At 46.1% G+C, this 18,133-nt stretch carries 17 protein-coding genes; all 17 read right to left on the bottom strand.

Annotation, left to right across the window (positions count from 1 at the left end; translation table 11 throughout):
• Position 1 precedes the first annotated feature (1 nt).
• The 17 genes from F0265_RS22145 to mshL all read right to left on the bottom strand — a co-directional run bounded on the left by F0265_RS22145 (position 2) and on the right by mshL (position 18,127).
• Positions 2-562, bottom strand: a complete 561-nt coding sequence (locus F0265_RS22145) for a Maf family protein (protein WP_301338246.1) — start codon at positions 560-562, stop codon at positions 2-4.
• A 3-nt stretch (positions 563-565) separates the two neighbouring features.
• Positions 566-1,054, bottom strand: coding sequence for a rod shape-determining protein MreD (gene mreD / locus F0265_RS22140; protein ID WP_021456107.1), 489 nt, complete (start codon positions 1,052-1,054; stop codon positions 566-568).
• Positions 1,044-1,931 (bottom strand): rod shape-determining protein MreC, encoded by an 888-nt coding sequence (mreC, locus tag F0265_RS22135; protein WP_095561756.1) that lies wholly within the window; start codon positions 1,929-1,931, stop codon positions 1,044-1,046. The genes mreD and mreC overlap by 11 nt, the downstream gene beginning before the upstream one ends.
• Positions 1,932-1,988: 57 nt before the next feature.
• A complete protein-coding gene (locus F0265_RS22130) occupies positions 1,989-3,032 on the bottom strand; it encodes a rod shape-determining protein (protein WP_004747218.1) in 1,044 nt (347 codons plus the stop codon).
• 154 nt (positions 3,033-3,186) lie between these two features.
• The gene (locus F0265_RS22125; RefSeq protein WP_171750386.1) at positions 3,187-7,692 is read right to left on the bottom strand and encodes a DUF6701 domain-containing protein; all 4,506 of its coding nucleotides are present in this window, start codon (positions 7,690-7,692) and stop codon (positions 3,187-3,189) included.
• Positions 7,682-8,110 carry an MSHA biogenesis protein MshP gene (locus F0265_RS22120; RefSeq protein ID WP_171750385.1) on the bottom strand — a complete coding sequence of 143 codons (429 nt, stop codon included), beginning with the start codon at positions 8,108-8,110 and terminating at the stop codon, positions 7,682-7,684. Before F0265_RS22120 ends, F0265_RS22125 begins: the two co-directional genes overlap by 11 nt.
• Complete coding sequence (locus tag F0265_RS22115; protein ID WP_171750384.1) at positions 8,082-8,858, bottom strand: prepilin-type N-terminal cleavage/methylation domain-containing protein; 777 nt, start codon at positions 8,856-8,858, stop codon at positions 8,082-8,084. The genes F0265_RS22120 and F0265_RS22115 overlap by 29 nt, the downstream gene beginning before the upstream one ends.
• Positions 8,855-9,421: a type II secretion system protein gene (locus tag F0265_RS22110; protein WP_171750383.1), complete on the bottom strand. Its 567-nt coding sequence runs from the start codon at positions 9,419-9,421 to the stop codon at positions 8,855-8,857. Before F0265_RS22110 ends, F0265_RS22115 begins: the two co-directional genes overlap by 4 nt.
• Positions 9,399-9,890, bottom strand: coding sequence for a type II secretion system protein (locus tag F0265_RS22105; RefSeq protein WP_171750382.1), 492 nt, complete (start codon positions 9,888-9,890; stop codon positions 9,399-9,401). Before F0265_RS22105 ends, F0265_RS22110 begins: the two co-directional genes overlap by 23 nt.
• 149 nt (positions 9,891-10,039) lie before the next feature.
• The gene (locus tag F0265_RS22100; RefSeq protein ID WP_171750381.1) at positions 10,040-10,519 is read right to left on the bottom strand and encodes a prepilin-type N-terminal cleavage/methylation domain-containing protein; all 480 of its coding nucleotides are present in this window, start codon (positions 10,517-10,519) and stop codon (positions 10,040-10,042) included.
• A 31-nt stretch (positions 10,520-10,550) separates the two neighbouring features.
• Positions 10,551-11,126 carry a prepilin-type N-terminal cleavage/methylation domain-containing protein gene (locus tag F0265_RS22095; RefSeq protein ID WP_171750380.1) on the bottom strand — a complete coding sequence of 192 codons (576 nt, stop codon included), beginning with the start codon at positions 11,124-11,126 and terminating at the stop codon, positions 10,551-10,553.
• 77 nt (positions 11,127-11,203) lie between these two features.
• Entirely contained in the window at positions 11,204-11,665 is a 462-nt protein-coding gene (locus F0265_RS22090) for an MSHA biogenesis protein MshF (protein ID WP_171750379.1), read from the bottom strand.
• A gap of 1 nt (position 11,666) precedes the next feature.
• On the bottom strand, positions 11,667-12,887 hold the full coding sequence (locus F0265_RS22085; RefSeq protein WP_171750378.1) for a type II secretion system F family protein: 1,221 nt from the start codon (positions 12,885-12,887) through the stop codon (positions 11,667-11,669).
• Positions 12,888-12,895: 8 nt separating this feature from the next.
• Positions 12,896-14,620: a GspE/PulE family protein gene (locus F0265_RS22080; RefSeq protein ID WP_171750377.1), complete on the bottom strand. Its 1,725-nt coding sequence runs from the start codon at positions 14,618-14,620 to the stop codon at positions 12,896-12,898.
• A complete protein-coding gene (locus F0265_RS22075; RefSeq protein WP_171750376.1) occupies positions 14,610-15,644 on the bottom strand; it encodes a tetratricopeptide repeat protein in 1,035 nt (344 codons plus the stop codon). Before F0265_RS22075 ends, F0265_RS22080 begins: the two co-directional genes overlap by 11 nt.
• On the bottom strand, positions 15,641-16,486 hold the full coding sequence (locus F0265_RS22070) for an AAA family ATPase (protein WP_171750375.1): 846 nt from the start codon (positions 16,484-16,486) through the stop codon (positions 15,641-15,643). Before F0265_RS22070 ends, F0265_RS22075 begins: the two co-directional genes overlap by 4 nt.
• A gap of 3 nt (positions 16,487-16,489) precedes the next feature.
• Positions 16,490-18,127 (bottom strand): pilus (MSHA type) biogenesis protein MshL, encoded by a 1,638-nt coding sequence (mshL, locus tag F0265_RS22065; protein ID WP_171750374.1) that lies wholly within the window; start codon positions 18,125-18,127, stop codon positions 16,490-16,492.
• Between the last annotated feature and the right edge of the window lie 6 nt (positions 18,128-18,133).

Raw genomic sequence — 18,133 nt, 5'->3', positions numbered from 1 at the left:
ATTATAAGAATTTGTGCAAGAGCTGGTCCGTTTCGAATAATGGGAGGCCTACCACAGCATGATAGCTGCCCTCAATACGCGTTACGAAACGGCCTCCAATACCCTGGATTCCATAGCTACCAGCTTTGTCGCATGGTTCACCCGTATGCCAATATTGTTCTATCTCGTTTTCTGACAAAGGTTTAAACCATACGTCTGTAGTCACCACTACAGTTTCTTGTTGTTCTTTATTGACCACTGTCACTGCTGTCATCACCTGATGGCAGCGATCTGACAGCGACATCAGCATCTGTTTAGCATGTTCCAGATCGTCAGGCTTTTCCAGAACGGTGTTATCACAAACAACGATGGTATCTGAGCCAATAACGACAGCTTCACTTGCAAGCGCTAACCCTGCTAACGCTTTATCTTTAGACAGGCGTGCGACGTACTGCTTTGGATTCTCATCTGACGATTGACTTTCTTCGACATCAGTTCGAATAACAGTAAATGAATGACCCAATTGTGATAGCAGTTCTTTGCGTCTCGGTGAACCTGACGCCAACACCAACTTTTTCATCATCAATTACCTTACATGCCAATGTCGTCTGACTCTACGCATCAATAGGAACAGCCACGGCCACAGAATGCAGTTTATCAAGCCACTCCACAGAGACAGCAGATTAAATGTAATGTCCTGTATCAGATATTCACCTGAGAAAATCAGAACATCCAAAACCATAGACAGTAAGCCGATCAGCATCGCTTGCTGCCAAAGGGCCATATTCCTCAGCACCAAGAAATTAAGTGCCACGAGGTAAACGACAATCGACATCATCATGCCACGGATACCCAAGGTGGAACCAAGCAATAAGTCCCACAGTAAGCCCAGTATCAAAGCAGTACCGACATTGACTCGATGTGGCAATGCCAGCACCCAGTAACAGACCACCAGAAACAGCCAAGAAGGTCTTAGTACATCCAATACACCAGGCCATGGAATGGTCTGAAGGGTCAAGGCTATTAAAAACGAAAAGACAATAACCATCTTGCCTTTGAACACACTATTCGCCATTACCGTTTACCTCTTGCATATTACTTGGTAATGCCTGTTGAATCTTGTCCTGACGAGAGTCATTTGGCCAGATGAGAAGTAGATAACGCAGGCGTTCAAAATCGACGACTGGTTCAGCTTCTATCGCTGCGAATTCACGCGCAGTATCGCGGACAACATTCACTACGTGCGCCACTGGATAGCCTTCTGGGTACACTCCCCCCAATCCGGAAGTAACCAGCAGATCATCTTCCTGAATATCAAGACTGATCGGAATATGATCTAAGTTGATTCTGTCTATCTTGCTGTTGCCTGACGCGATAACACGGATGTCATTACGAATCACCTGAACAGGGATAGCACTCTGGCTATCTGTAAGTAGCAGCACACGGCTGTTGTGGGCGGAAACAAAGGTTACCTGACCAACAATCCCTTTTTCGTTCGCCACAGGCTGGCCGACATAAACGCCATCTATTTGGCCTTTATCAATGACTACTTGCTGACGATATGGTGATGTATCCACGGCCATCACTTCAGTGACTACTTTGCGCTCATCTCGTACAAACGAGGAACCCAGCAGTTTACGCAGGCGCTGGTTTTCTTCGCGATACTGATCCAACAGCAACATATCATTCTTCAGGCGCAAGATTTCACGCTTAAGCTGATGGTTGCTCTCCATAAAGTCTTTGCGAATATTGAAGCGCTCATAGACCCCATCAAACATGGTGCGAGGGACATCAGCCAAATACTGAATCGGGGCGACCATGCTGTTGAGTAAGTAACGTACCTGAGCAAATGCGCCTAAACGACTATCAGCCAGCATAAGGCTGGCTGATATAATGACTGCGAAAAACAGGCGTAATTGAAGTGAAGGTCCTCGGCCAAAAATCGGCTTCATTGAGTATGAGTTCCTTAATCGCTCGAAATAGCCTAGCGATTTGCTAGGCCAATTCGATTATTCTTCGCTGAATAGATCGCCACCGTGCATGTCGATCATTTCTAGAGCTTTACCGCCGCCACGTGCTACACATGTCAGTGGATCTTCCGCGATAACCACTGGAATACCAGTTTCTTCCGTTAGAAGACGATCAAGATCTTTCAATAGCGCGCCGCCACCTGTAAGAACCATACCGTTTTCTGAAATATCAGACGCAAGTTCTGGTGGACATTGTTCCAGCGCAACCATCACAGCTGAAACGATACCAGTCAGTGGCTCTTGCAGCGCTTCAAGGATTTCATTGGAATTTAGGCTAAAGCTACGCGGTACACCTTCAGCAAGGTTACGGCCACGTACTTCAATTTCTTCAACTTCATCACCTGGGTAAGCAGAACCAATCTCGTGTTTGATCTTTTCAGCTGTTGCTTCACCAATCAAACTGCCGTAGTTACGACGAACATAGTTGATGATCGCTTCATCAAAGCGGTCACCACCAATACGTACTGAAGATGAGTAAACCACGCCGTTTAGCGAGATAACCGCGACTTCCGTAGTACCACCACCTATATCAACGACCATAGAACCGGTAGGCTCAGAAACACGTAGGCCAGCACCGATTGCTGCAGCCATTGGCTCATCGATCAAATACACTTCACGCGCACCAGCACCAAGTGCAGACTCACGAATAGCACGACGCTCAACCTGAGTTGAGCCACAAGGTACACATACCAAAACACGAGGGCTTGGCTTAAGAACACTGTTGTCATGCACTTGCTTAATGAAGTGTTGCAGCATTTTTTCGGTAACGTAGAAGTCTGCAATCACACCGTCTTTCATAGGACGAATTGCCGAGATGTTACCTGGAGTACGACCCAGCATTTGTTTTGCGGCATGGCCGACAGCAGCGACACTTTTGCCTGCTCTGTTACGATCCTGACGGATAGCGACTACTGAAGGCTCGTCTAGGACAATACCCTGTCCCTTGACGTAGATAAGAGTGTTGGCAGTACCTAAATCGATTGATAGATCATTAGAAAATATGCCACGAAGTTTTTTGAACATATTCTTCGCTCGTCCTGAAAGAATTAGAAGATAGAAAATTGCACTAAATGTACCAATGCCTTGCCGTATCAGCAAGGCATTGAACTATAAACATGGGCTGAAACCCGCAATTTCTAACAGATTCCTAACGAAAGTCGAAAAAATCTCGTTGTCTCTAATTCTGTTCGCTCCACCAAATGACCCGATCACTCCCTCGGTATAGACCAAATTGTGTCAGTCCTGAAGTGGAATTTTCAAAACCACCATTGCCATCTTCATCATCTCGTAGCCAAGGAAACAAAGAATTCACATTGAGAGAAGTTGTAATCGTTCCAGTACTGCCAGCCCCAGGTGGAGTGAACTCTATCCAAGATTCTCCACTGCTCGCGGTAGCAGAAACTAGTGACGCATTGACCTCTGGCTGAGTAGGGCTACCGTTAGTTACAACCGTATATTCCCCTGATGTGAATACAAAGTTCCCAATAGCCCCAAAGCTGGTGCATGAGTCATCGGTATTGGTTTCAAAGCGATTGCTTTGATAGTGTTGCAATTCCACTCTCTGCCTCACCGTAGCTATCTCAGAGCCATAAGTGTCATTGATAAGCAAACGCCCCCAACGAAGGGCCATCGTTCCGTCCACGTCATCAAAGTTGATACCTTGGCAAGCACCTGAATCATTGGACTTCAAACAAACGCCATCGGAATCAGTCACATCACTCGCAGTTAATACCAGCTGGAAGCTAGCAGTGAAAGGATTGATTGGCGTCGTTTCCTTGGTGTACAAAATCATCTCATTTTCTAACACCATGGTACTGCCTGTCGCAGGTGTTCTTGTCACACTCGGTGAGGCGTCAGTGTCGAGAGCCATCGTCAGACCATTATCTGCAATGTAGTTGCGGCTTCCCCAGTTATTACTGTAGCGCCACCAATCACCGATAACATAGTTAACAATAGGTGAGCCACCAGCGGCTCTAGGATTTAGCGTCAACACAGGGTTAGTTGAATAACCAAAAGATTGGCCAATGTAGCTAAACTTCGGTGATTGAGAACAAGCCCCCAGCAGCACTGGTGTATTCAGAATATCAGTAGACGTCGCCGGAAGCTCAAAATACGCCGGAGTAAAGCGCCCGATATTCCCCGTAGAACCTAAAGTAATGGCCTTAGTAGATTTACCATAGAACGAACTTGGCGGAGTGGCGGTAAAATTAAACACCCCAACTTCAGAGACCGATTGCGTAACACTATTGGTGCCATTCAAAATCGGAACATGGTTGTAAGAGGTGGCGCTGACACTCCCTGCACTACCTGTTGAAGGTTCAACCAGACTATGTCCGAGTGTCATCCCACTGTGCTTGTAGTTAGGTGCCACTTCATCATCTTGATTATAAGCCGTCACCTTAAGAGTAAAGTTCCCTCCTGCTTTGGCGAAAACACTACAGCTAGTGTCAGCGCTGCTACAAATACCTGTTCCACCAGACGTATTTTCAGCCGTTGCGGTCAGGTACTTCGGAAAACTAACAAAATTTGAACTTCCGGTTAGCTCTAATCCTTGCTCATCGCCAGTACCATTAAATTTTGCATTGAGCTGCATGTGCCCCGCATCATCATAATTAAGCGCAACAGAAGCTTGACCGCTGCTATCAAAGGCCAGATTGAAGTTGGTTGACCCAGCCTCACTAGTTCCAATCTCTGTGCTCTCTACGGAAACCTTAGGGTTACCAATCAGATCTACACCAGCGACTGGGTCAAGATATTGACTCCAAAGGTCAACACTCTTGGTCACATTGGCAAAGCTAGGTACACACTGAGTGGCGCTATCACCCTGTTTAACGGCTTTAATCGTAGCAGTGACAGACTCAGCAGCATACTTGTCAGGTACATCAATCACAAAGCCACTATCAGAAAAAACCACATCACAGTTGTCTGCACTGAAACCACTACCGTCGTCACATAAGTTGGTCGAGAATGGTCTCGCAGGAGGTGTAGAGCCCGTCACACCCAAGGTTAAAGTCCCCGGCTGGTTCTTTCTGATAGAGAAAGTCCCTGAGCCGCCAGAGAAAGTTTTCACGTTTCCGCCTACCCATCCCCCTCCTCCAGAGACCGTCGCTGGCGACAACGTTGCCGTGACAGAACCCTGATACTGCTCTGTACAACTTGAGTTTGTACATGCGGTGATGGTGACCTCTTCTGCGTTACAAGTCGGCTCTTGGCCAGAATGCGTCAGACGAAAATGATCGATTTGATCTTCTATAGGGCGTGATTGCAGCGCACAAACCTGGAAGTTATCAATCTCGTGGATATTGGTCACACTGCCGGTAGAACCTGTAATTGAGAGCAAGAAGTCATCTGGCACCGCAGCTTGGTTGTATTGACTATCTAAGACATTGATTGGCCCGACAATAGACTGCCAGCTACCGTTACCGATCTTACGTGAAATTTCCACCTGCGATTCATTTGTGATCCGAGAATCCACCACGATCTTATAACGATGCACCGCACCAGAATTATTGTTATCAACTGTTGGCGACAAACAGTTACCATTCTGGTTAGTTTGGCCATTGTTACACGCACCAGCTAGATAACGATAGCCCGTTTCATCCACGCCGGAACCACGCAATGCTACCGACTGGCGTCGCCGTCCTGGGTCACTACCCTGCCCGCCTTCATTGGAGAAGTTACCATATTCATCAATACCCACACCGAGCCAACCACCAGCAAATCCGGACTCATTAGGTTTAAAGCCATAACCTAGAGGCCCACCAAATGCGCCTGCTCTTGGAGTAACCAATGCGTCTGAAAGCACAACACCAATACCATCCGCACCTGAACCGTTGTAGGCAAAATGATCAAACTCTATTTCAACCAAGTTGTCTTTGGCGGGGAATAGACGCTGATAAGTTGACGAAGTCGCCTGATTTTGCACCGCTTGGGTAAAGCGTAAGCGACTACTGACAATGCCTGGTTGGAAAGACCCGCTACTGGTCGACGTCACCCAGAGGTTAGAAAGGGAACCTGAGCTAAAATCATCACTAAAACACTGCAATGTTGGTGTATTGCTACAGGTATGACGCTGACGATAGAGCTGGCGTATCTGTTGAGGCGTTAAATACTGATCAAAAATCTGAACTTCATCGATAGCGCCATCAAATGCTCGGCCAGATACGTTTTGATCCTGACCAATCTGTAGTGGGTTTGAATTTGTACGGAGTTGGCGATTTAAATTGGAGCTGTAAGCTCCTTTGCGTTCACCATTGATATAAATCTGCGCGCGTGTATTTTGATTTCGATAACGAATAGTAACGAAAGTCCATTCGTTCAAAGGAATTTGTACAGTACTCGTTAATGTGCGCGTGGTACCATTGCTTTCTTGCCACCACCAGAACAAGCGACGATTACTATCCAAGTGGAATTCAAAATTGGTGTCTTTAGAAATAATGCTGTGCAGGCCTCCTGAGTTTGGAGAGCTGGTTGGATATATCCAAGCTGACACGGTCAACCTACTGCCAATATCCAGTAAACTGTTGTCAGCTACTTCAACATATTGGTTGTTGTCATGTTCAAAATAGCCATAGCCACAAGTACCTAGGCTATCAATCGCAGGTAGAGCTGGCGTTGATGTCGCCGTTAAAGCACCGTTAATCGCCCGGCCGTGTAAATTGTTACCCGACTCATCTTTGACTTCGTTAGCGGTACCACTCCAAGTAGATTCCTCAAGATGATATTTAGCCACAGGGTCAGGCAAAGGGTCGACTCCACAAGAATTCGCTGGAGATTCTTGGTACAAACAGGTGCCTTCTACTGTACTGCCATCATTGACAAATACTGTTCCCCAGTTGGGTTGCCCAGCTGTCACGTCCCCGACAATTTCCGATCCGTCTTCGAGCTTAATATGGTTGTTGGTGCTAGTCAGGTCACCAATAACAACAGAATCTTCAATCGTAATTTCACCATTAGCGCTCACATCACCATAAACGTCTGAATCCTTAACGATGACTTTATTGTTAGGTGTGGTTAAGTCACCGACGATACTGGAATCTTCAATGGTAATATCACCATTAGAAGTTATATCGCCAGTAACTTCAGAATCCTTTACTGTCACTTTATTATTTGGAGTCGTCACGCTGCCTGTGACTTTAGAAGATTCTTCAATATTGATATCACCATTGGCATAAACACTGCCCGTGACTTCTGTCCCTTTAAGCTCAACTTTATTGTTATTCGAACGAACTGCACCACCGATGTTACTGTCTTCAAGAACCACATCACCGCCAGTGATAATCCCACCGGTCATTTCAACATCTTTAAGCGACACTGCACTGCTGTTGGCATCAAAGCGCCCATAAAGCTTATTGTTACTTTCTGACCAATCGAATGAGCCATAGCTTGCTTCAAGGTCAATGGTATAAGTAGCATTACCGACCGTGTTACCACCATCGAAACTAAAGCCATCATCGGCGTCTAATATCGAATTATCGGTAGCGCGAATGGTGTCATTAGAAGATAAAGTGACTTTACCGCTTTGACACGTATATGTATCCGTGCCAGAGCCAAATGTCGCAGACCAACTCCCCGAACACGGGGGGAAGATACGCTCAGAGGGAGTCTCAGATAGGACATACTCTTGAGCAAAAGTTGGAGTAGCCAACACGGCTACTAAGATTAAAATCAACCTAGGCATCATTTCGCACTCCAACTTCTATCACTCTTTGCAATTGCCAATCTCCAACCACGCAACTTCCAGTGGAAACTAATTGAAACACCTCAACATTGTTATCCAATGTACCCAAAGAGGTACAGGTAACCGACGCCGAACATTGAGATAAACCGACTCCGTTAAAGTTAATAGTTTGTTGAGCACCAAGCTGACAGCTGCCATCTGTATCGGTTTGATAGAAGCGACTGATCTCTATCTGAGCTGCAGAGCGTGCGGCCATTTCCGCTCTTGTTCCAATCACCGCAGCAATCAGTTGATCACTACTGCGTTCTTGGTTTCGATTGGCAATCGCCGCGATAAACCCCACCACTACAACAATGATGAAAATGACCAGCAGCAAACCGCTCCCTTGCTGCCTACGGCGTGTTGTAGATAAGTGCGTCATGATCAAATCTAACCTGCTCTCCATTACCGACGAAGGTCAGCTCCATTTTGACCAGGCCATTACGTTGCAACTGTGGATCTGCGACAACAAAATTGACCTGATTAAGGTTTCCAGCCACCCTAACACCAGTACCTAATAATGCTGGAGTTAAAGTCGCTCTATCTAGATCATAGCCGGAATACCGCAGTAGCTCATTACCAACTAAGCAAAATGCGACTGGCTCTCGGTAGAAATAAAGACGGTCTGCTGGGCTCAATGTCGTAAAACCGGTGCTCACTGTCAGGTCAACATCCACCATAGACGTCATCGCACCACTGGCAGCGAAATCGACAGTGGTACTGACTTGAGCGGTTTGGCCTGAACCATCTACATCTTCTCTCAGTTCAGTACTATCGGTTGGGTACACCACAATACGTTCGCCCGCAGCAATACTTTTCACCACTGGGAGCACTCTGATTGACGAAGAAGCCGATGAAGCCGTAGGAAGATCCATATATATGGCACTGTTCGTTATCGGTAGAATTTCAATGCAGTTATTCGCTACCACTACGCTATTTGGAATCGCTTCACGAATTTCTCGACGTAACCTTTCAGTGGCAAAGCGCCCTTGCTGAATTAAGGCTTCACGATTTGATGAATCTGAGTACAGCACCAATGATTGACGCACCACTTCGCCGACAAACAGTCCAACAATACCTAACAAAGTAATGGAAACAACCATTTCAATCAGAGTAAAACCGCGCATCAAAAATTTCCTTTTGTCGCTGCAAATGGATATGTGTTTCCCTGTCGATCAGTAATTGTGACGGTAATTCGCTTATAGTGTGTCATGGTGGACGATTCTATGCCTTGCATGGTTCCACTGACGTCCTGCTCATAGAAGACAATGATGGCGACGTTATAACCTTGATATTCAGCACTGATATCCGCCCCCAGCACATCTTGGACGGCACCGTTGAGACCATCAAAGTCATCCACATCGTTGTACAGCGTTTTACTTGTCTCTCCAGAGTCTGGGCCGAGGCTAGCAGCATCAGTACATAAATCTCGGCCGACGGCGGCAACGATGACACATTCGGGTAAACCGCCATTCGGCCCCGAGTTCTGATCAAAATTACGACCTAATACTTCGTCCAATACCGCACGACCTAACTCCGCCGCTTTAACCGACGATACCTGCTCTGCACTTTGCTTACCTTTAGGAAATAGCGCAATCGACACACCACTAATCGCGATGCCAATAAGCACAATCACAATCACCATCTCCAATAACGAAAAACCGTTATGTTTAGCAGCTTGTCGGGTTCGCAAAAATTCCACCTTCTGAATTGATACAGATAAATCGACTGGTTCCGGATTGGCCTTGAATAGTCACAGTACAAGCATTAGCTGAACACTGCGAAGGGCGACCTAGACTGTCAAAGTCAATAAAATCACCCGAACTAATCGTTAAGGATACGCCGTCTTCATTAGCATCAACAAAACTACTGTCGTTAGTATTAGCAGGAAACGTTGTTGTACAAGCGCCAGACATTATAGATGCCGCCATATCAATCGCTTGATTTCCACTAACAATCCAACGACCGCATAAACTGTTTCGATTCATTGCTCTAAGCTGAGTTAACCGCAAAGACGATAAAACGGCTTCTTCCATTAATTGTGCATCAAAGCTACTTTTTCCCACGTAGCGACTAGCGGCATAGACTGAGACTACCGCAAGCAACACAATAACCATAATGAGTTCAATTAACGTAAAGCCTCGACAAGGCTTAGCATTCATAAGATACCTAAGTAGTTAATTTTTCTCATTTGATTATAAATTAGAAAAACTATCAGTGAGGGTTATTTGTGTGGGTTTTGAGAAGAATTTAGATGTTGGTTAGGTATGAGCATAGCAAAGAAAAGGCCAGCAAAGCTGGCCTCAAAAATTTAACAACCTGTAGAAGTAGTAGAAGTCGCATAAGTTGCGGCAGAGCTAGCAGCCTCTGTGTATGTAACATAACAATTCGTCGCTGCAATTCCGGCGGCATTAGTGATGGTACTATCTTCAAATGTTACCAATAACTGTCTAGAGCCTACCGTAGAACCTGATACAAATGAGTCCCAATCAGAGCTCAGGCCCGTAACTGCTGCTACAATGCCAGTGGTTGCCGCAGCAGGGTACCCGTATACAGTATCAATACCATTGGTAGTCTGTGCCGATGAAGTCGTTTCTTCACCTTCTATTGCAGACTTGCCGTATACGATACCAGCTGCACCATCGATGGCTCCTTTTAGTCCTTGTAAAGAAGCAGAACGCGCATCTCCCTGCAAGTTAAGAAAACGAGGTGCTGCAGTTACTGCCAGAATACCTAGAATAACAATCACCACCACTAATTCGATTAGGGTGAAACCGCCTTGTTTTTTCATAGTCTCTATCTCTCTATGTTAATCCGCAGTATTACTGCAATGTCACGGTCACACGACCGGTTTTAATCTCATATACAAACTGATGATTCGTACCACCTTCTTTCTGGATGTAAGTACAAGTGTCATTAGAATCATCAGCCTGAGCTGAATACTTTATATTCGTGTTGGTGTTGGCATTCGACACCGTATCCACACTCGGTGGGTTTTGTAATAGATTCCCCATCAAGTCGATACAAATCTGATCAGTCAAACTCGCCGGAAAACTCGTGTTATCTGTATTTAACCCAAACGGGTAGCCATCTCGAAAGCCAGTGTCAGCATTACTGCTGTTCTTGGAACGAGTTAACCAAAAATCCACACCATCATAATTGACAGTATTATAGGTTTCTGCGCTCACCGTCACTGAAGGACGAGCTTCCGCCTCCCACTGAGCGCGTGCTGATAGCACTCCAGTCGCGAAACCACCAGCAACGCCTTCAACGCTGGCTTTCTTCGCTTCGTCAGTCACATCTAAAAAGCGTGGCAAAGCCGCAACGGCCAGTAAACCGACGACGACAATGACAACAACAAGCTCAACTAACGAAAAACCGAACTGCTTATTATGCATAATTATAAACTCGCTATTTAGTACAACGTATTATACGAGATATCCACGATATAGCCATCACAAATATGTCAATAAAATCACTTTGCCGAGAAACCGACACTCACTGTAAATTTATTATCTACTAGTTGTATATGAATCGATTTTTCCTGATTGTAAATATAGTCACATCGATAATTATTTAATTCAGAGCGATTAACTACCTTGAGTGGAATTGAATCCATAATCCGCTGCTCTGGATATAATATCGCAAGCCATGAGTCACACTGATTACTATTTCCAGAATGCTCAGGCAAAACCCAACCAGTCTTTGAAAACGTTAAGTTTTCTTCTCCAATGGCCAACCTTTCTTGCTGACCTTTGAGCATCCACTGCTGTTTATAAAAACTCGCTCTTTCTATAATCCTCTTACTGGCAAGTAAAAAGGCCGCATCATCGACATCCTTTTCCAATTTCTCCAGCACCAAAACAAAACTCATCATTAAAATAATAATAGCCAACAGCCAGAGTACCAATCTTGAACGCTCTATATTGTTCGCCATATTAACCTTGAATAGCGTCTAACATGCCCCACATTGGCAGGAAAATACCCAATGCCAGTATTAACACCATGCCTGCAACCACTACTAATAATATAGGCTCTATTCGTGCTGTCAGCGTCTTCAAATCGTAATCGACTTCACGATCATAAAAATCAGCCGCTTCAAGTAATAGCTCATCAATTCGTCCAGTTTCCTCACCCACAGACAGCATTTGCAGTACTAAGGGGGTAAACACTTGGCTATTACTCGCCGTCGTTGAAATGGTTCCCCCAGCTTCAATCGAAGATTTCATTTCCAGCAAACGATTCTCAAGGTACTTGTTTTCTAGCGCTTCTGCTGAGAGTGCCAATGACTGATTCAAAGGCACGCCAGCTTTCAACATTAAGGCAAAGGTGCGAGAAAAACGGGAAAGCTGTGCTCGATTAACAAGATCACCAATAATCGGCATGCGTAAACGGAACTTATCCCACTTTTCTTGGCCTTTTTCCGTTCTCACCCAAGCTTTGAACGCAAAGATCAGGCTCACAATACCCGCCAACATAAACGCCCAGTAGTTGACGAAAAACTCGGAGGTCGCGATGAGAATACGCGTTGGTAATGGTAAGTCGACACCAAAACGGTCAAACATACTCGCAAACTGCGGAATAACTTTCACGTTGAGGACGAACAAAGCCACAACGATAAAACTGATAACAAAGGTGGGGTATCGCATTGCTGTCTTGATGCGCTTGCGAGTTTCCACTTCCTGCTCATAATAATTGGCCAGTTGCATCAGAGCCTGATCCAATCGACCAGTGTTTTCCCCAACATTGATCATGGAAACAAACAGCGGGCTAAAGACCTTAGAATGCATCTGCATAGACGCAGATAAGCTGCGTCCGTTGGTTAGTTCTTGGGTAACCTCTTCCAGGGCCTGTTTTAGCTGTTTGTTGGCGCTGTTTTGGGTCAAGCCTTTCATGGAACGCAGTAAAGGGACACCCGCTTTCGTCAGGCTATACAACTGACGGCAAAAGATCACCAGCACTTCCAGCGGAATTGAAGGTGTAAGCAATGATCTGATATCAAACTCAAAGGCGCGACCACCACCGCCTAAAGTAATAGAGGTCGGAATGACACCTTTATTGATCAGAGACTCAGCAGCCGCTTCTTCATTAGGCGCATCAACCTGCCCAGTAGCGGCAGTACCGTCTAAATTTCGTCCCTGATAGCTAAATACTGGCATGATTCATCCTATAAGTAGATGGCTTCAACCGAGCCGGAAGCATCCCCTTCACCAAGGTTCATGACTTCGTCCAAACTCACCACACCTTGCAAAGCCAGTTCCATGGCTGAAGCCAGTAACGGCTTATAGCTTTTAGACTGGCGGGCTACCATTGAAAAACCTACCGCATCGTTGGCGCGAAGCTTATCCATCATGTCCTGTTCCAATTCGAGCATTTCAAACACACCTATTCGCCCTTGATAGCCCGTCAGGTTGCAGTTCTGACACCCACGACCTTTGACAAAATCGGCATGTTCTTGGTTAGGAAAACGCTGAGCTAACCATTGTCTACGCGAATCATCTACCTCATCTTTGGTCTTACAATCTGGGCAAACTTTACGTACCAAGCGCTGAGCAACAACAGCTCGTACTGCACTGGCCACAAGGTAACCTGGTGCGCCCATATCCATCATCCTCAGAGCGCTATCCACCGCATCGTTAGTGTGTAATGTGCTCAAAACTAAGTGACCCGTCAGTGCAGCACGCAGACCAATTTCTACCGTTTCTTGGTCACGCATCTCACCAACCAGAATAATATCCGGGTCTTGACGCAGGAAGGTTCTGAGAATGGTTGAAAAATCGAGATCAATTTTCGAATTTACTTGGACTTGGTTAACACGAGGTAAACGATATTCCACCGGATCTTCTGCGGTAATGATTTTCTTACCGGGTTCATTAAGCTCACTCAACGCGCCATAAAGAGTGGTGGTTTTACCCGAACCTGTAGGTCCGGTGACCAGTATCATGCCGTGAGGACGGCGAAGTTGGCGCCTGAGACGAAGCAGCAGATGCTCAGGAATCCCGGAATGCTCCAATTTCCGTACGCCGGTTGACTGATTCAATAGACGCATCACTACAGATTCGCCGTGCTGGACTGGCATCGTCGACATACGAATATCGACTGATTGGCCCTTAGCACGAATGTTAAAGCGTCCATCCTGTGGCAAACGTTTTTCCGAGATATCAAGATTCGCCATTAACTTTAAGCGCAGCACCAAGGCCGGAGCGACATTGACTTCATTCAGTAGGGTTTCATGCAGGACCCCATCGATACGTTGACGTAAGCGCAATACATTGGCATCAGGCTCAATATGGATATCTGAGGCACCAACCTGAATAGCGTCTTCAAACAATGAGTTAATTAACTTAACAACGGTAACTTCGTCGCTGTCTTCGTCTTCAATATTAAAATCAAATGCTTCGGTAACCTGATGCTCTGCCTGCAACTGCTCTGCAAATGAGGCGATCTCCTTGGTACGTCGATAATAGCGATCGAAGCCGTCAACCAGTTGTTTCTCTGGCGCGATGACAAATTCAATACCGTATTGAGGCAATTGTCCAAGCAGTGCTTCCTGAGCAAACAAGTCTGCAGGGTCGCTCATTGCCACCCTCAATGTGTCACCTTGACGACCGATCACTAAGGTTCTCAGACGACGAGCATGAACTTCAGGCAAGAGCTGTACAGCGTCAACGTCAACGTTCGCTCGGCTAAGATCAATCAAAGGGACATCAAGCTGCTGAGATAAGAAGGTCAGCATCTGGTGCTCAGTTAAGAAGCCTAACTCAATCAGAGTGGCACCCAGCTTTCGACCCGTGCTTTTTTGCGCGGCTAGTGCCTCTTCGACCTGAGAGTCGGTAATAATGCCTTCTTCGACAAGTAAGTCACCAAGACGCTTTCTCAGTTTAATTTGCATCTGGTTGCTCCTCTAATCGACTAATCAGCGATAAACGATCGCGAATAAATTGTTGCGATTGACTGGATAAACCTAATTTTGTGAGTGCCTGCTGATAAGCTTTTTCGGCCTCTGGTAAGTTCAAAGCACGCTCCTGTTGGATGCCTAATCCAAGCCACCAGCGACCACTGTCTGGTTCCATTGACACTAAATTCTGGTAGCTGCTGAGCGCAATGTCGTCTTGCTTAGATTTCTGTGCTAGCGCTGCTCTCAACGACAAGTATTCCACCGGCACTTGCTGCGGGAGGTGGACTAAAGCCGTTAGCGCCGCTTCGTTTTGCTTCTCTTTCATCAGCAATTTCGCTAGAGACATTCTTAGCGCGGTATCATCTTTATCAAGTTGAATGCCTTTGCGCAGGATATCCACCGCCTTTCTTGCTTCACCTTTACCGTAATACAACGCCGACAGTTTCTGGCGAATCTTAACGCTGTTGGGCGCGTAGCGAAGCGCTTCCTGATAATGACCGAGCGCTTCTTTCAGGTTGTTATCATCAAGCGCTTTCTTGGCTCTTGTTTCCGCCTTTTCTGCTAACTGAGCCGGTGACAGTTCAATTTGCTGAATAACAACCTCACCTTGCGCAACTTGAGTTGGTTTCTGTGAAACGTTGGCCACAGCTATTGGCAAAGGCTGAGGTAGATGATCCTGAGCATCTTCCTCGATGACAGGCGCAGGTTTGGTAGGCTTATTCACGGTGCGAGATTGAGGATTATAAATAACGCCACTACTCTCAGAGGGTTTAGACGTCGGGGAGGCTATTTGGATAGCTGGCTCAACAACAGTGACGGAGACTGGCTGTTGCGACAGTTCTGGAGACTGCGAAGAAAGAGCCCACCCGCCAACAGCAAGACTTAACCCAAAGCTGCCGATCACCCAAGGCAAGACTTTGAGCTGTTTAACTGGCTTGACTTGCGCTTTGACAACTTGCTCTGGCTTATGCGAATGGTTACTAGCCAGCTCAGACAGCGCATTGTTAATCGCACTCATGATAAACTCCAGCCCCAAATTAACGGGCTTTTAAATTTCGGTTTACAGCTGTCATACGTATCGTGAATGGCGCTAAACAGCTGTTCATTATTGACGCTCAAGTTACGTTGGCTACACGCTAACACTAGGCACTTGTGACAGATTTGATTCACTAGCCTTGGAATCCCGCGGCTGGCTTTCCAAATCGCTTTTTTCTGGCTGACAGTAAAGATTCCATCCTCCCCGCCCGACTTTTCTAATCGATTGTCAATGTAGGCGACCACCTCGGCTATCGTCAGCGTTCTTAATCGAGCACTGAAGGTTATACGCTGGCGGAACTGGCGAAGGTGATGTTGCTCTAATCTCTCATCCAGTTCAGGCTGACCAAACAAAACGATCTGTATTAGCTTGTTGTATTCAGTTTCTAAGTTGCCAAACAAGCGCAGTACTTCCAGAGCTTCATCACTCAGCGCCTGAGCTTCATCAACAAACAGCACAACCTGTAATCCACGCCGAGCTAATTCAATAAGTTTAGCTTGGATCTCTTCAACTAAGTTGGTCGCATTCACTGAGTCAACGGCTAACTCGGTCGCGATGGCTCGTCTTAACTCATCACCATTAAGGGCTGGATTTGGCAAATAAACCAGCTGTACATCTTGTTCAAGTTGATTGACCAGAATCCGGCATACCATGGTTTTTCCAGTGCCTACTTCACCAGTCACCTTTATCAGCCCCTCTCCCATTTCAATTGCCGTCTGAACGGTTTGAATAGCCTCGTAGTGAGGCTCCAACCCCAGAAACAACTCGGTGTTTGGGGTCAGATGGAAAGGAAATTGAGTTAAACCAAAATGCTCCAAATACATCTACTACTGCTCATCAGGGAACCATTCCTGAAGTAAATCTCGTGAACGTTCAATTTCTTTCTGCCACGTATTCACACCAACGACTGTCGGCTTCAGTAGAATGACTAATTCTGTTTTTTCAGTATATTGCGTGGTGTTACGGAACAGGTGCCCCAAGGCGGGAACATCGCCTAAAAATGGAACTTTGGATGTTCTATCCAACGTATTGGATTTCATTAATCCACCAATAACTACCACATCACCATCTTGTGCACGAATGACCGAGTCCGATTCACGAATTGAGCTGGTCGCTAGAGGCAACGAAACGGTAGATGAGCCATTAGTGATCTCTTTATTTTCTTCCGTGACGTCAATCACCGCTGGGTGGACATGTAATAGAACACTGCCGTCATTATCAATTTGCGGCGTGACATCAAGGGATATGCCCGAAAAGAATGGCGTCAACTCAATATCAGTACTCGTGGTAGATGTTGTGCTGCTTGTATCAACATTGGTCGAGAAATCGGTCACGAAGTAGCTGTCGGTACCGACTTTGATTACTGCTTTCTGATTGTTTGACGCCGTCACACGGGGACTAGAAAGTACATTTAAGTCACCTTGAGTGGCCATAAAACTGATCACCGCATCAAAACTGCCACTGGAAATCACTAAATTTGTCTGACCGCCCAGCAACGTACCAATAGTATCCAAACCTGGCAGTGTTGCTGGCGTACCGGTTGTCGTCGGTGTTCCCTGACCTATGGTGTAATTGGTCCCGTTCGATGTGAAGGCTTTTGACCAATCGATACCTTGTTGATATCCGTCACTCAAAGTAACTTCGAGAATCTTGGCTTCCAAAATCACTTGGCGATGTAACCGTTGCTGAGAGACACCAATAAAGCTTCGCACTTCACGAATTTCATCAGGGAATGCGCGAACCGTAATCACACCCGCTTGTGGCGTAATCACGACACTCTGTCCTTGGCCTGAACCAATTAGCTGACTCACTGCTTGTTCCAGTTGTGGCCAAAAATCACTTTCACTAGTGGTCTCAATTTCCGTACCACCCTTAGATGAACTGGTATTCGAACTGCCAGTGCCGGACGTATCTGAATCGGAGCTAGAAGATGACGAGCTCGATGAACTGCTGTTAGTGATGGTCCCTGTAGTAATCGAGGTTAATGAGCGACCACTACGCTTGAACTGCAAATAATCGACCGGAATGGTTACTGTTCTTAGCCCTGCAGGATAAACCTGAATCACTTTGCCGGTTTTTTCAATTTGGTAGCCGTATAAATCACGTACGACAGATAGGACTTCATCTAAAGTCACATCCGTCAAATTAACGGTAATGTTGCCGGACACCTCTGGATGCAGTGCGACACTAAATTCAGTGCCTCTTACCAAACTGGCAAAAAAGGCTTTGGCTTCAACATCATTCGCTTGAATTCGAAAACGCTTTACGGTTTCTAGGGCAGCGAGACCACCATCCAACTCTGGCATTAGGTCTGCCTCGACAGAAGGCGGAAGCTCATCCAGACTGCGACTGCCTGACTGATTTATCGCTTCATTCAGCGCATCTTTAGCTTCAACAGGCTCTCGATGGCCCATTGAACAACCCACTAATGATGCAACAGTCATTGCTACAACGAGTTTACGCATACGATT

Origin of the sequence: Vibrio sp. RE88 (assembly GCF_013113835.1) — a bacterium.
Lineage (GTDB): Bacteria > Pseudomonadota > Gammaproteobacteria > Enterobacterales > Vibrionaceae > Vibrio.
Note: the sequence above shows the minus strand (reverse complement) of the source record. Positions and strands in the feature narration are given on the sequence as shown.